This window comes from Anabaena sp. FACHB-83 (assembly GCF_014697485.1).
GTDB lineage: Bacteria > Cyanobacteriota > Cyanobacteriia > Cyanobacteriales > Nostocaceae > Nostoc_B.
Genome location: NZ_JACJRY010000003.1, coordinates 148,094 through 160,868, shown reverse-complemented (window position 1 = coordinate 160,868; position 12,775 = coordinate 148,094). Strand labels below are relative to the sequence as shown.

Genomic DNA, 12,775 nt, shown 5'->3' with positions numbered 1-12,775 from the left:
ATTAATTGTATCTTAAGGTAGATGTTGTATACGGCTATAGATATATGTTTTTTTGAACTATATATTGTAAAGCTGTTGCAATAATGTATGTCTTGCTACACTTTTTTCCATAACAAAATCCCCGCCTTTGATTCAAAAGGCGGGGAGTTAAAGCTGTGAATTATTTCTAGTGAATTTAGTAGATTTTATTGAATAAAATTAACCATAGATGTAGATATTAGCTTGATAAAAGTTGGTTATTAACTAATACCAAATTGAAGAATGATTGCGCCAAATGGATTGTCCAAAAGCTTACCAGTAAACCTTTTTTCAATCTAGAACCCAATATGGTATAGTCCCCTGGCTGATTCAACCAGGAGTAGTTCAGGCAATTAAATATACATTTACAATCGCTGGAGTAAATTTAAACCATGAGTATCAGTACCACAGGTATTAAATAAGCCATATTCAATAGCTAACTGTTGCACTTGTTCTGATTCTTTGTGACTTGGTTTCCAAGGGTTGGGGTTATTATAAGCGTAGAAACTTTCTACACCATCAATTCCTTGTTCCGCCGCCGCCGCAATTAAATCAAAATGCGATCGCCGATAACGTGCGGGGTGTGCTAAAACCGCTAATCCACCAGCTTCATGAATCGCTGCAATCACGTTAATTGCTTCATATTCTCTACCAGTGACAGCGTGTCTTTGCAAGTAAGGTTTAATACTAGAGTGATTTGGTTCAAAGGCGTAAGCCAAAATGTGAACCTCATTATCTAAGAGGTTGGCATTAATTTCTGTACCACTCCACAAATCAGGAATATTACTATCAGGATTGTTCCACTTCCAGTCTTCTAACCAAGCTTTTGCAGCTAAATAGCCACCAATATTGTGATGATCAGTAATCGCTAATCCTTTTAAGCCAATTGCGATCGCTTGTTCCATCAATGCACTCGGCTCTAACTTCCCGTCAGAATAGACAGTGTGCATGTGAAAATTAAAGAATCTCGGACAACTTTGGGCATCTATCTTCTGGAATACTTGTTTTAAAAGTTCGCAAGAAGTCGATGTCCGCGTACAATTCATCACCATAAATATCCTCTGCACAAATATACGCAGTTATTCACAAACTCAAACACCACACTTAATAGATAAGAAATCACCAGCACGGATAATCAGTACTAGCAAGTATTCAGTTAGCTTACTCAGCTTAATTTTGCAATATGTTAAGACTACGTTAGCAAATCTAAATGATAATGAGCATGAGTATTTTCGATTGCTTTAATAAGTGTCAGTTAAAAATATTTCTCAAAAATTCAGGTAAATACTGACACTGGTTTTTAAAATGAATACCAGATGAGGGAAGGGAAGGGGGGGCTAGGGGGCAGGGGTGCAGGGGGCTAGGGTGCAGGGGAGAAGAGGGGGATAAGGGAGACAAGGGAGACAAGGGGGACAAGGGGGCAATATTTCTATTTCTACCTTGTCTCCCCCACTCCCCACTCCCCACTCCCCACTCCCAACTAAACCAATCCCTCCAGCGTACCTGTGCCGGAAATTACTTCGCCAATTGCGAAGGCGGAAAGATTTTGTGATGTAAAAAAGGTAATTGTTTGCTCTACTTGCTGGGGTGGAACTAAGAGTACAAATCCAATCCCCATATTGAAAGTATTAAACATGGCTTCGTTGCTGACTGCACCAACTTCAGCTAACCATTGAAATGGGGCGGGAATTTGCCAACTGTTGGGGTTAATTTTAATTGCTTGATTTTTGCCTAAACATCTGGGTAAGTTTTCTGGTAAACCACCGCCTGTAATATGCGCCATTCCATGAATTTCTAAACCAGCTTGACGGGCGGCGAGGACTGGTTTGACATAAATGCGAGTTGGTTTGAGAAAAGTTTCACCGATGGTTTCGCCACCTAATAATTCTGGGGTGTCGCTCCAAGCAAAACCACCATCACTAATAATTTTACGGACTAAACTGACACCATTACTATGTATACCAGCACTAGCAAGTGCGATCGCTACATCCCCCACTTGCACTTGGGAACCATCCAACATCTGACTTTTTTCGACAATTCCCACACAAAACCCAGCCAAGTCATATTCTCCGACTTGATAAAAACCGGGCATTTCTGCTGTTTCTCCGCCTAATAAAGCACAACCAGCCAATTTACAGCCAGTAGCTATACCTGCTACTACCTGTGTCAACTGTTCTTTATCTAATTTACCTGTTGCTACATAATCTAAAAAAAACAGGGGTTCTGCACCAGATGTCAGCACGTCATTGACGCACATAGCCACTAAATCAATTCCCACGGTGTCATGACAGTTGAGAGTTTGGGCAATTTTCAGCTTTGTACCAACACCATCAGTTCCCGAAACCAACACGGGTTCCTTGTAACCTGTGGGGAGTTGAAAGCACCCGCCAAAACCACCTAGTCCACCGAGTACTTCTGGTCGAAAAGTACTTTGAACTAAATTGCGAATTTGATCAACAAAGGCTCTACCAGCCTCAACATCAACCCCTGCATCCCGATAATCCATAAAAGTTAGTTAATCGTCAATGGTCATTAGTCATTAGTCATTAGTCAATGGTCATTAGTCAATGTACTATCAACTATTGACCCTCCGAATTTTAGATTTTGGATTTTGGATTCTTTAGGGTACAAGCCCCACCCCGCAGAACTTTGGATTTTGGATTTTAAATTTTGGATTTAATCTAAAAGACGCTCCTGCGTCGCTAACGCTGCGCTATCGCAAATCTAAAATCCAAAATTGTTTATCCCTTGTGGTCGGGGTCAATCCAAAATCGCAAATCTAAAATCCAAAATTGGTTGACTATGGACTATTGATATTACCGCATTAGAAGACCTCATCTTCTATACCGCGCCACCATTCACCCAAATTCATTAAATCTTGGTGAATATCGGCTAACTCATTCGCGTAGGTATCTTCAGAAATTGTGTCGCGGCGTTCTTGTAATTTCTTCAGGCGTAGTTGTACCAGCATCCAAGGTTTAGTGATGCTATCCGTGGCTTCGAGATATTGTGCTAGTTCTGTGCTATCCATAATATTTTGCTTTTTTTAATGTTTTTTTTGGCAAAAAGAATTAAGAAGTTGATTACCGACGCGGCTTTCAAATTCCGACTCTCTATCTTTCAAGATAATTCAGAGGAGCGATCGCTTCTACCGTGTTCGCAGAATATTTAACTGAAGCAAAAACAGCCACGAATATAAGTCGTGACTGTTGCTGATATTTTCGATATCAATTGAATATCTGTACTTTAGATATCTAGCAGAAGTGTACAATCACCTTCTGCCAGATAGATATTATGCTTTAGCCAAATTTTCCGCAACGAAGTCCCAGTTAACCAATTGGTCTAAGAAATTCTTAATGAATGCAGGACGCGCATTGCGGAAGTCGATGTAATAAGCATGTTCCCAAACGTCAAGGGTGAGTAATGCTTTTTTGCCGTGGGCTAAGGGGTTCTCGGCGTTAGGTGTTTTAATGACCTTGAGAGTACCACCATCATCAATTAACCAAGCCCAACCGCTACCAAATTGAGTAGCAGCAGCATTGGAGAACTCTTCTTTGAATTTGTCGAAGCTACCAAAGTCTTTGTCAATTCTGGCTGCAACTTCATCAGTGGGTGCGCCGCCACCTGCTGGTTTTAAGCTGTTCCAAAAGAAGGTGTGGTTCCAAACTTGCGCCGCGTTGTTGAAGATACCTGCTTTAGAGGAATCTTTAAAGGAGATTTGGATTACTTCTTCTAAGGATTTATCAGCTAGTTCGGTACCTTCAGTGAGCTTGTTGAGGTTATCGACATAAGCTTTGTGATGCTTGCCATAGTGATACTCGAAAGTTTCAGCTTTCATACCATAAGGCTCTAAAGCATTAAAGTCAAAGGGTAAGGGGGGCTGTGTAAATGCCATTTTATGAAATCCTCTCTTTACAGTTTCCCGGCCTAAAGCTATTACTGGAAGCTTAGAAAATTACAGGTTTTGTGTTTATGAGTTTTGATGTCCTTGAACTCAAGAATCATAAAACTTAACATCGTCATTCTACTACCAAAGTGATAATGAAAACAAAAGACTTTTGCTATAAGTCAAATGCCGATGCTATCAGAGCTTTAAATAAAAACAACTAATATTTAAATGCTGAGGTATTTTAAACATAGAAAGATATTCCCCCCAGAGCCGGGGGGAATGAAAAGAGGTAATGCTTTGGCAATTAACTTTGGTTTTTACAGTCAGAGTTTATAATATTGTGGAAGCAATTTGCCCACACATATATTTAGTTAATTCTTAACCTAAGATACTTCTACCTTAAGGTGTAGTTATGAGAAACTTGGCAACTCAGCCTTAAGTGGGATGAATTAATTTTTAAAGTTCTTAAAATATAATCTACAACGCTAAAGTCAAACTATATATAGTTAATTACAATCAGATATACAAGTGGTGGGTAGGTCATGAGTTACTCACCACTCGGCTGTCAGGAAAACTAGATACTCATCTCTATGATTACCATTGAGATAATTTTTGATGGTAGTAGTTAATGATTTGGGCTGCAACTTCAGAGATGTTCATCCCATCGGTTTGAAGTTCGACTGCATCCGCCGCCTTTTGTAAGGGGGAAACTTTGCGAGTGCTATCTTTCCAGTCGCGTTCTGCTATGTCCCGTTCTAGTTGTTCTAAACTAACTTCGGGTTGACCTTGTTTTTTAAAGTCTTGCTGGCGACGACGAGCGCGTTCACTCACTGAGGCGGTTAAAAAGATTTTCACTTCTGCATCGGGGAAGACATGGCTACCAATGTCTCGTCCTTCGGCGACTAAACCACCTTTTTTACCCCAGTTTTGCTGTTGGTTAACTAAAGCTTGACGTACAGCAGTTTGGGCTGCGATCGCAGATACTTTAGATGTGACCTCAACAGTACGAATTTGCTGTGTTACATCAACATTATCAATCCAAACCCGCACGGGGGATTTTAAATCTTGACTGGGAGTGAGTTCAATTTTACAAGTATGAGCTAATTCGGCGATCGCGCATTCATCATCCAGGGCAATTCCTTTTTGAATCACTAACCAAGTCATCGCTCGATACATCGCCCCCGTATCTAAGTATACTAACCCTAGCTCCGCAGCGACTTGGCGTGCTACAGTAGATTTCCCGGCTCCGGCTGGCCCATCAATAGCGATGATGGGTTGGCGATCGCGCAAAATGGTATTATCAATCAAACGTGTAGAACCAAGACGAGCTGCGATCGCCAGCATTCCTTCCTCCTCAATTGTTTCTAATGACATTAACGTAGTCGGTTCAACCAATTCAATATATTCCAATAAAACAGTATTTACCCTAGCCACTTCTTGTTTTACCACTGCTATTAGCTGGCTGCTATGGCGCACACCAGATTTAAAAGCAGCCTCAGCTTTTTTTAAGCCTCGATATAAAACTGCCGCTTGCTCTTTTTCAGCTGCACTCAAATACTGATTGCGCGAACTAAAAGCTAAACCAGAAGCTTCTCGGACTGTCGGACAAGCAACAATTTCTACAGGCAAATTTAAATCAGCCACTAGTCGTTTAATAATCGCTAGTTGCTGACCATCTTTTTGACCAAAGTAGGCGCGGTCAGGCTGTACCAAATTCAAAAGCTTTGTCACAATCGTTGCTACACCCTGAAAGTGACCCAGCCGAGAACGGCCACACAAACCTAATATCATAGCAGATGGGGGAATGACTTGGGTAATTAAAGAATCTTGTATATTTTTCGCTCTTACTCCCATCACGTCCGGAGTAGGTGCAAAAATTGCATCAACTCCCGCATTTTCACATAGTTTTTGGTCTTGCTCTAATGTGCGCGGATAGCGTGCATAATCTTCGTTAGGGCCAAATTGCAAGGGATTGACAAAAATACTGACAATCACCGTTGAGTTTTCTTGTCTGGCGCGTTTAATTAAGTTTAAATGGCCTTGATGTAAGCCGCCCATTGTCGGTACCAAACCGACTGCTGTCCGATCCCAACTGCTCATTTCATCTGCCACCAGATCCTCTGAAACTGTTAGTTGGCTGTCTGAGCGAAGTTTATTTAAATAGCAGCGTAAAGCTGCGACTGTTGTCAACAGGCGCACAAAATTCCCCTAGTTCTTCTAACCCTCCCCCGTTAGTTTATATCTGAAATTGGGGAAAAGATGTGAGAACTAGGGGAATATCAAAAATAGGTAAATTTGCAGGATGCAGGATGAGATTTTAAATTGAGCCTTTGTCATTAATTTGCGCCAAGCGCGTTGAGGGAAAACACTACGCCGAACAGCCAATAAATTTTGGATTTGATATTTGAGATTTTGGATTGGGAACTGAGAAATCCAAAATTATGTCAAACTGTCCTGGCATCCTGACAAATTACCTCAGACTTATCGTCCCAGTACTTCGATATGCACTGGTGCTACACCACTACCAATCATGCCGATAGTACGAGCAGCAGCAGTAGATAAGTCAATGACTCGACCCCGGATGTATGGGCCGCGATCGTTAATCCGTACTACGACAGAACGACCATTACGGGTATTGGTGACACGAACTTTTGTCCCAAAGGGTAAGGTGCGGTGTGCAGCAGTCATGGCTTCAGGATTAAATCTTTGCCCACTGGCTGTCATGCTGCCTGAGCCATCATAGCCATAAAAGGAAGCCATGCCTCTAAAGGTAAGTCTGACGTTACCAACGGCAATTTGTTGTGGTAACGGTGGGATAGACAATGGTGAACGCGATGGTAAATTAGCGATTTTATCGATGGGAGATGCGTTACCAATCAGTCTGCGTAGGCGGTTAGTTGCTTGTAATGCGTCTTGTGCAAGATTTTTGGTGGTGTCTGCTAGGCGGGTATTTTCGTTGATTTCCACCAATTCTTGGTCTTTGATTTTGATTGTATAGCGATCGCTAGACTGTTGCTGTGCAGTAGAGCTTTTATCTTGGGCGAGATTAGCAGTCTTGCTATCTTTCCAACTGACTGTGATTTCCTTGGCATCAACGTTGTCTTGAATCAGTTGGTTGATTTTGGCTGCGATCGCACTAGCTCTTTGAACTGGGTCATTTTCTAGTGCGCCGACTTGGTTCCCGGAACTTACTACATTGCCAGTACTTGCCACTTGAGTTGAGTTTCCAGCAATAAGGGCGTACGACTGCACGCCCCGTCCTTCTCCTACAACACCTTGTTTCGTTTCACTACTCGCAACTGGCTTGGAACCCACGAAAGTGAGTACTGGTATGTTCCGGATGTACAGGGTTGCCGCCTGAAGACCCCTAATGCTGTGAGTATGAATGCTTGTAATCACAGCATCCGAGTTTTGTTGCTCTGTAGGGGATTGGTACTCACCTACCTTAACCACATCACCTGCTGGTGATTTTCGGGAAACTGGTTGAATTTCCTTGGTGGTTTGAGTTGTAGTTTGAGTGCGACCCATTGAGGGTATCCCGGTAAGAGTCACAAACAAGGCGACAATAGTCCACAAATGTCTTTGGTTCATGCGTCCAATTTTCAAGCGACTGTAGAACAGTAGTTTTTTTGATTAACGGAATTTATTGCCATAAACAGCAAAAGTTTTCCTTAAAATCGAACTCGTTCCGCTTTCACTTTGTTTTTCATAACTGCAACAGACTAACACGAACTTTTGGACTTGGGGATCAGGGTTTTAGCGTAATCAAACTTCAATTTCTCAAATTTAAATGCTCATCAAAACAGTGAAACCTTGTTCAAATGCGGATTTTGGGTGTGTAGCGTTTTTTTCGGCTACGAACATTTTTCTTATTAAAACTTTACAATCCTCTCAGATTCGATTTTGGCGAAATTTGTGCGATTTACCTGTTAGTTTCCTCAAAAAATTTGTATGTTATAGAACATATATTTTTTTTAAATATAAACTATAAGCTTTAAATATATTGAAGTGAAAAAACCAGTGTCAATACTGATTTAGACTAGATTCATACAATCTTTAGAATTGCTTACAAACTTCTTAAATCAAGGTTTTTGGGCAGAATGTATCCTTCGATTGACAAAAAACATGAATGTTTTAAAAAAACTCATGTAGTGAATAATTACAAGGAAATATACTGTTTTTACGAGAAACAAAAGTAATATAGAAAACCCGTATTTTTAGCAGTCAGGAGCAAAAAAAATCGGTGCTTTTACAACTAATATTTTTTACAATTAAAAGAAAAATAAGAATGAGAAAATTAAAAAAAGCGGATGGACGTATATTAACGAGTTTTACAATGTAGCAAAAGTTACCTCAAAATTAAACTAATTGATCATTTATGATTTTCTTATATAAACTATTAGCTTCATGGCAAAACAAGCAAATTCAGGAGATTTAGAAATAAATTCATCATCATTGTTGTCCGTTCTCCAAGACTTGCATTCTAAGTACAAGTCTTTGCAAGAAGGTGCAGTCGCCAACTATATTCCAGAATTAGCCAAAGTAAACCCGGATTTATTTAGCATTTGCATCGTGACTGTAGATGGCCAAGTGTATGAAGTTGGAGATTATCAACAACTATTTACTATCCAGTCCATGTCGAAAGTTTTTGCGTATGGACTAGCACTAGAAGATCATGGGCGAGATTATGTGTTGACAAGAGTGGGAGTAGAACCGACTGGAGAAGCATTCAACTCAATTATTTTAGATGAGCGATCGAAGCGACCATATAACCCAATGGTAAATGCCGGTGCGATCGCCACCACCAGCTTAATTAAAGGAGATGGTGCAACCGAACGCCTCAACCGCGTCTTAAAAATGTTTCGCCGCTACACTGGTCATGATGTATTCGTCGATATGTCTGTATTTACTTCCGAACGCAGCACCGGACATCGCAACCGCGCAATGGCTCACCTGATGCTGAACTTTGGTATGATTGACCAAAATCTTGAAGAAGCATTAGACCTTTATTTCAAGCAATGTGCTGTGATAGTGAATTGTCACGACTTAGCCGTGATGGCCGCGACATTGGCAAACAAAGGAATAAACCCCATCACAGGCGAACGAGCTGTAGATCATCAATATATAAAGGATATTCTCAGCGTCATGTACACCTGTGGAATGTACAACTTTGCTGGCGAATGGGCGTATACAGTCGGTATTCCCGCTAAAAGTGGCGTTTGTGGCGGAATTTTTGCAGTTGTCCCCAATCAAATGGGTATTGGAGTATTTTCGCCACCCTTAGATGCGCGAGGTAACAGCGTGCGGGGAGTTGAAGTTTGTAAAGAACTTTCCCAGCAGTTATGTCTACACATGTTTGCTTGCGGGGGTGGAAGCTCAAAAATCGAGAGTGGGGAGTGAGTAGATTTTTTTGTCAGTTATTTAGAACTGCTATGTTTAATTTCACTCAACAGTCGCAGCGAACTTAGTTATTTTGTCAGCGCCCACTTGATTGCAGCATCTATAATTAATCTTGCCCTATTTTAGTTCGTTACCATGTCGGAAGAAGATATCCGTGCCGCAAGGCTGGAAAAAGTAGACCAGATTAAGCAGTTAGGGGCTAATCCCTACGCCTATCGTTGGGAATCCACCCATAACGCTGCCCAATTGCAGGAAAAATTTGCTGATTTAGCTAGTGGTGAAGAAGTTGACTTAGAAGTTGCGATCGCAGGACGCATTATGGCGCGGCGTGTTTTCGGTAAACTAGCATTCTTCACCTTGCAAGACGAAACCGGCACCATACAGCTTTATCTGGAGAAAAATCGTATCCAAGAAAGCATGGCAGAAATTGATGCTGAAGCTTTCAACCACCTGAAGCAACTCACAGATGCAGGCGATATTCTAGGAGTTAAAGGCACAATTAAACGGACTGAAAAGGGCGAATTATCAGTCTACGTCAAACAATACACCATCCTCACCAAATCCCTTCTGCCCCTACCCGACAAGTGGCATGGATTAACAGATGTTGCTAAACGCTACCGTCAGCGATACGTTGACTTGATTGTTAACCCCGAAGTCCGCCAAACTTTTCGCCGTCGCGCCCAAATCACCGCCGGTATTCGCCGCTATTTGGAACAGCGAGATTTCCTCGAAATTGAAACGCCTGTTTTGCAAAGTGAAGCTGGTGGTGCAGATGCACGTCCTTTCATCACCTATCACAACACCCTAGAAATGGAACTGTATCTGCGAATTGCCACAGAACTCCATCTCAAGCGGTTGATTGTCGGTGGTTTTGAAAAAGTATTTGAAATGGGAAGGATTTTCCGCAATGAAGGAATTTCCACCAGACACAACCCCGAATTTACCTCAATTGAAATTTACCAAGCCTACGCCGACTACAACGATATGATGGCGCTGACGGAAGGCATTATTACCAGCGTCGCCCAAGAAGTTCTCGGCACATTGCAAATTACCTACCAAGGTGAAACTGTAGATTTAACACCACCTTGGCGGAGGGTGACAATGCACGACTTAGTGAAAGAAGTCACAGGCTTAGACTTTAATTCTTTCCAAAGTTTGTCAGACGCAAAAGCCGCAGCCAAAAATGCGGGTATTCCTGGTACAGATGAAGCCGAATCAATTGGCAAGTTACTCAATTTAGCTTTTGAAGAAAAGGTAGAAACAAATTTAATTCAACCTACCTTCGTCATTGACTATCCTGTAGAAATTTCGCCACTCGCAAAACCCCATCGTTCTCAACCGGGTTTGGTAGAACGATTTGAGTTATTTATTGTGGGACGCGAAACTGCTAACAGCTTCTCAGAGTTAACAGATCCTATCGATCAAAGGGAACGTTTAGAAGCCCAAGCCGCCCGTAAAGCTGCTGGTGACTTAGAAGCCCAAAGTGTAGATGAAGACTTCCTCACCGCCCTGGAATATGGAATGCCACCTACAGGCGGTTTAGGTATTGGCATTGATCGGTTAGTCATGTTATTAACTGACTCCGCAAGCATTCGGGATGTCATCGCTTTCCCCTTACTCAAACCAGAAGGTAGCTTTATTAAGGAATTTAGCTATGATTCAAAAACTCAAACGCTGACTCTTGAATTTGATAGTGGAAGTGTTTATCAGTATTTTAAAGTACCTCCTAATGTCAAGGACGACTTAGATAATGCACCATCTAAAGGTCAATATTTTAATAAGTTTATTAAGGGGAAATTTAAGTATGAACAACTAAGTTGAGATATGTGATTAATGAAAGTCCGCGTAGGCGGACTTTGTTTTTATAGCCGCGAATTCCATTCGTCGGGGCTTGGTGCAAGATATGTGATGATTTTGGGTTCCGTTCCTCCACCCAACCTACGCTATTAAAAGTTGATACCGAGATTAAATTTGCACCACAATTCTCATTTCCTCCAGTTGTTGCTGTAACCAACTAGCAAACAAATCTCGGAGAATTTTGCAGCGTAATTTTTCATCTAAATGAGGCTGAATAATTTCTTCAACCCAAATTAGATGCACTCCTTTATGTGTGAGAATGGGCTTAAGAATCTGTGGCGGATGGGCAGTAAAAACATAATTAGCAATTTCTGGTATCACATCACTACGATATCTGATTCCACAATATCCACCTAGACGACGTAATTCTGGTTCCTGGATGTATTGTTGAGCAATATTTTGGAAAGATATGTTATTTTCTTGCAGTTCATAGAATAGCTGCCAAGCTAACTCTTCGTCATCTAAAACAACTTCATAGGTGATAGATTGAGTGTAATCAAGCTGATGTGCCGCAAAGAAAGATTTGACTTGTTCAGCAAAGAGATATTCAGCTAACTTGGCAGACAGTAAAGAAGTTTGAACTAATTCTTTGAATTCATTGAGAGACAGATAATGTTTTTCTAGCCATGTTTCAGTATCTTTGGCTGTGATCAGTTTTTTTACTAAACGCAATTTATCTGCTGTTTGCTGAAGCTCTCCTGCTTTAATTTCTATATCTGCTTTAGTAGCAGCATCAGTAATAATCTTGCGAGTTGCGATCGCAGCAATTATATCTGGCAGTTGGCAAGAAAGCTTGAGTTGATACAATATATCTTCCGAAGCAATAATGAAAACATCATTCATCAATTTATCCCTGTTTGAAAAATACTCTCTATTCATAAGTATTCACAAAATCAAATAATTCTGATAAATTATTATTTTCACCATTTAAATACAAATCATATATTATAATTTCTGAATCTTTCATATCCTTAGTTTCTTGTTGGTTAGAATTATTTTTTTGTTTTGTGGAAAGTCCCATTTGTTTAAGTAACCGACTGATGTGACGTTCGGTAATCTTAATGCTCATTTCATTAGCTAAATGTTTACTTAACCATTGTGCAGTCCAGTTTTGAAACGGATAGCCATATTCTTGAGGATTATGAGTGACTAATTGTTTTAGGCGGTCGAGATATTGCTCATTAATAAGTTTTGGACGACCTATTTTTTGTTCCTGCCATTGGTGAGCTAATCCAGCTTTAGCAATACTAGTCCAATATCTTGCCATGTGGTAAGAACAGCCTAATATTTGACAAATTTTACTTGGAGATTGACCTTGATCTGCCAGCAACATAACTTCGATACGGCGACGATATTCAGGTTGTAAATTTGTTTGTAAATTTTTGAGCAAAATTTTTTTCTGAAAAGGTGTTAAAAGCTTGCTGGGATTGATTTTATAGCTTTCTAAATCTGGAAATTGATTGATTTTATGTGACATATATCCTCAAAACCTTATCCAAAGAGAAAAATCAATCTAAATGGGGATTTGATTATGGCTAACTTAAATTTATGCAATAGATAATTTGTTCCTGATTTGAATAGATTTAATATTAGTAAAACATTTATGCCAAT

General features: G+C 40.6%; 10 protein-coding genes. 2 read left to right on the top strand and 8 right to left on the bottom strand.

Annotation, left to right across the window (positions count from 1 at the left end; all coding sequences use genetic code 11):
- Positions 1 to 383: 383 nt before the first annotated feature.
- The 6 genes from H6G79_RS04840 to H6G79_RS04815 all read right to left on the bottom strand — a co-directional run bounded on the left by H6G79_RS04840 (position 384) and on the right by H6G79_RS04815 (position 7,498).
- A complete protein-coding gene (locus tag H6G79_RS04840; protein WP_190589990.1) occupies positions 384 to 1,070 on the bottom strand; it encodes a PHP domain-containing protein in 687 nt (228 codons plus the stop codon).
- A 428-nt stretch (positions 1,071 to 1,498) separates the two neighbouring features.
- Entirely contained in the window at positions 1,499 to 2,524 is a 1,026-nt protein-coding gene (purM, locus tag H6G79_RS04835) for a phosphoribosylformylglycinamidine cyclo-ligase (protein ID WP_190589991.1), read from the bottom strand.
- Between the two features lie 318 nt (positions 2,525 to 2,842).
- Positions 2,843 to 3,049, bottom strand: a complete 207-nt coding sequence (locus H6G79_RS04830; protein ID WP_190589992.1) for a hypothetical protein — start codon at positions 3,047 to 3,049, stop codon at positions 2,843 to 2,845.
- A gap of 261 nt (positions 3,050 to 3,310) precedes the next feature.
- Positions 3,311 to 3,913, bottom strand: coding sequence for a superoxide dismutase (locus H6G79_RS04825; protein WP_190589993.1), 603 nt, complete (start codon positions 3,911 to 3,913; stop codon positions 3,311 to 3,313).
- A gap of 588 nt (positions 3,914 to 4,501) precedes the next feature.
- Positions 4,502 to 6,106 (bottom strand): bifunctional pantoate--beta-alanine ligase/(d)CMP kinase, encoded by a 1,605-nt coding sequence (locus tag H6G79_RS04820; RefSeq protein ID WP_190589994.1) that lies wholly within the window; start codon positions 6,104 to 6,106, stop codon positions 4,502 to 4,504.
- Positions 6,107 to 6,388: 282 nt separating this feature from the next.
- Positions 6,389 to 7,498, bottom strand: coding sequence for a septal ring lytic transglycosylase RlpA family protein (locus tag H6G79_RS04815; RefSeq protein ID WP_190589995.1), 1,110 nt, complete (start codon positions 7,496 to 7,498; stop codon positions 6,389 to 6,391).
- Between the two features lie 816 nt (positions 7,499 to 8,314).
- On the opposite strand from H6G79_RS04815, the gene glsA reads away from it, so the two are divergent.
- Complete coding sequence (glsA, locus tag H6G79_RS04810; protein WP_190589996.1) at positions 8,315 to 9,307, top strand: glutaminase A; 993 nt, start codon at positions 8,315 to 8,317, stop codon at positions 9,305 to 9,307.
- A gap of 135 nt (positions 9,308 to 9,442) precedes the next feature.
- Entirely contained in the window at positions 9,443 to 11,128 is a 1,686-nt protein-coding gene (gene lysS / locus H6G79_RS04805; RefSeq protein ID WP_190589997.1) for a lysine--tRNA ligase, read from the top strand.
- Positions 11,129 to 11,272: 144 nt separating this feature from the next.
- Here lysS and H6G79_RS04800 read toward each other — a convergent pair whose 3' ends face one another.
- Together H6G79_RS04800 and H6G79_RS04795 are read right to left on the bottom strand one after the other, a co-directional pair.
- The gene (locus tag H6G79_RS04800) at positions 11,273 to 12,007 is read right to left on the bottom strand and encodes a peptidylprolyl isomerase (protein WP_190589998.1); all 735 of its coding nucleotides are present in this window, start codon (positions 12,005 to 12,007) and stop codon (positions 11,273 to 11,275) included.
- 28 nt (positions 12,008 to 12,035) lie between these two features.
- Positions 12,036 to 12,641 carry a helix-turn-helix domain-containing protein gene (locus tag H6G79_RS04795; RefSeq protein WP_190589999.1) on the bottom strand — a complete coding sequence of 202 codons (606 nt, stop codon included), beginning with the start codon at positions 12,639 to 12,641 and terminating at the stop codon, positions 12,036 to 12,038.
- Between the last annotated feature and the right edge of the window lie 134 nt (positions 12,642 to 12,775).

What these genes read in the sequence shown, in the direction of transcription:
- purM (WP_190589991.1), bottom strand. Translation starts at nt 2,524, where the DNA reads ATGGATTATCGGGATGCAGGGGTTGATGTTGAGGCTGGTAGAGCCTTT.
- lysS (WP_190589997.1), top strand. Translation starts at nt 9,443, where the DNA reads ATGTCGGAAGAAGATATCCGTGCCGCAAGGCTGGAAAAAGTAGACCAG.
- H6G79_RS04830 (WP_190589992.1), bottom strand. Translation starts at nt 3,049, where the DNA reads ATGGATAGCACAGAACTAGCACAATATCTCGAAGCCACGGATAGCATC.
- H6G79_RS04815 (WP_190589995.1), bottom strand. Translation starts at nt 7,498, where the DNA reads ATGAACCAAAGACATTTGTGGACTATTGTCGCCTTGTTTGTGACTCTT.
- glsA (WP_190589996.1), top strand. Translation starts at nt 8,315, where the DNA reads ATGGCAAAACAAGCAAATTCAGGAGATTTAGAAATAAATTCATCATCA.
- H6G79_RS04840 (WP_190589990.1), bottom strand. Translation starts at nt 1,070, where the DNA reads ATGGTGATGAATTGTACGCGGACATCGACTTCTTGCGAACTTTTAAAA.
- H6G79_RS04795 (WP_190589999.1), bottom strand. Translation starts at nt 12,641, where the DNA reads ATGTCACATAAAATCAATCAATTTCCAGATTTAGAAAGCTATAAAATC.
- H6G79_RS04825 (WP_190589993.1), bottom strand. Translation starts at nt 3,913, where the DNA reads ATGGCATTTACACAGCCCCCCTTACCCTTTGACTTTAATGCTTTAGAG.
- H6G79_RS04800 (WP_190589998.1), bottom strand. Translation starts at nt 12,007, where the DNA reads ATGAATGATGTTTTCATTATTGCTTCGGAAGATATATTGTATCAACTC.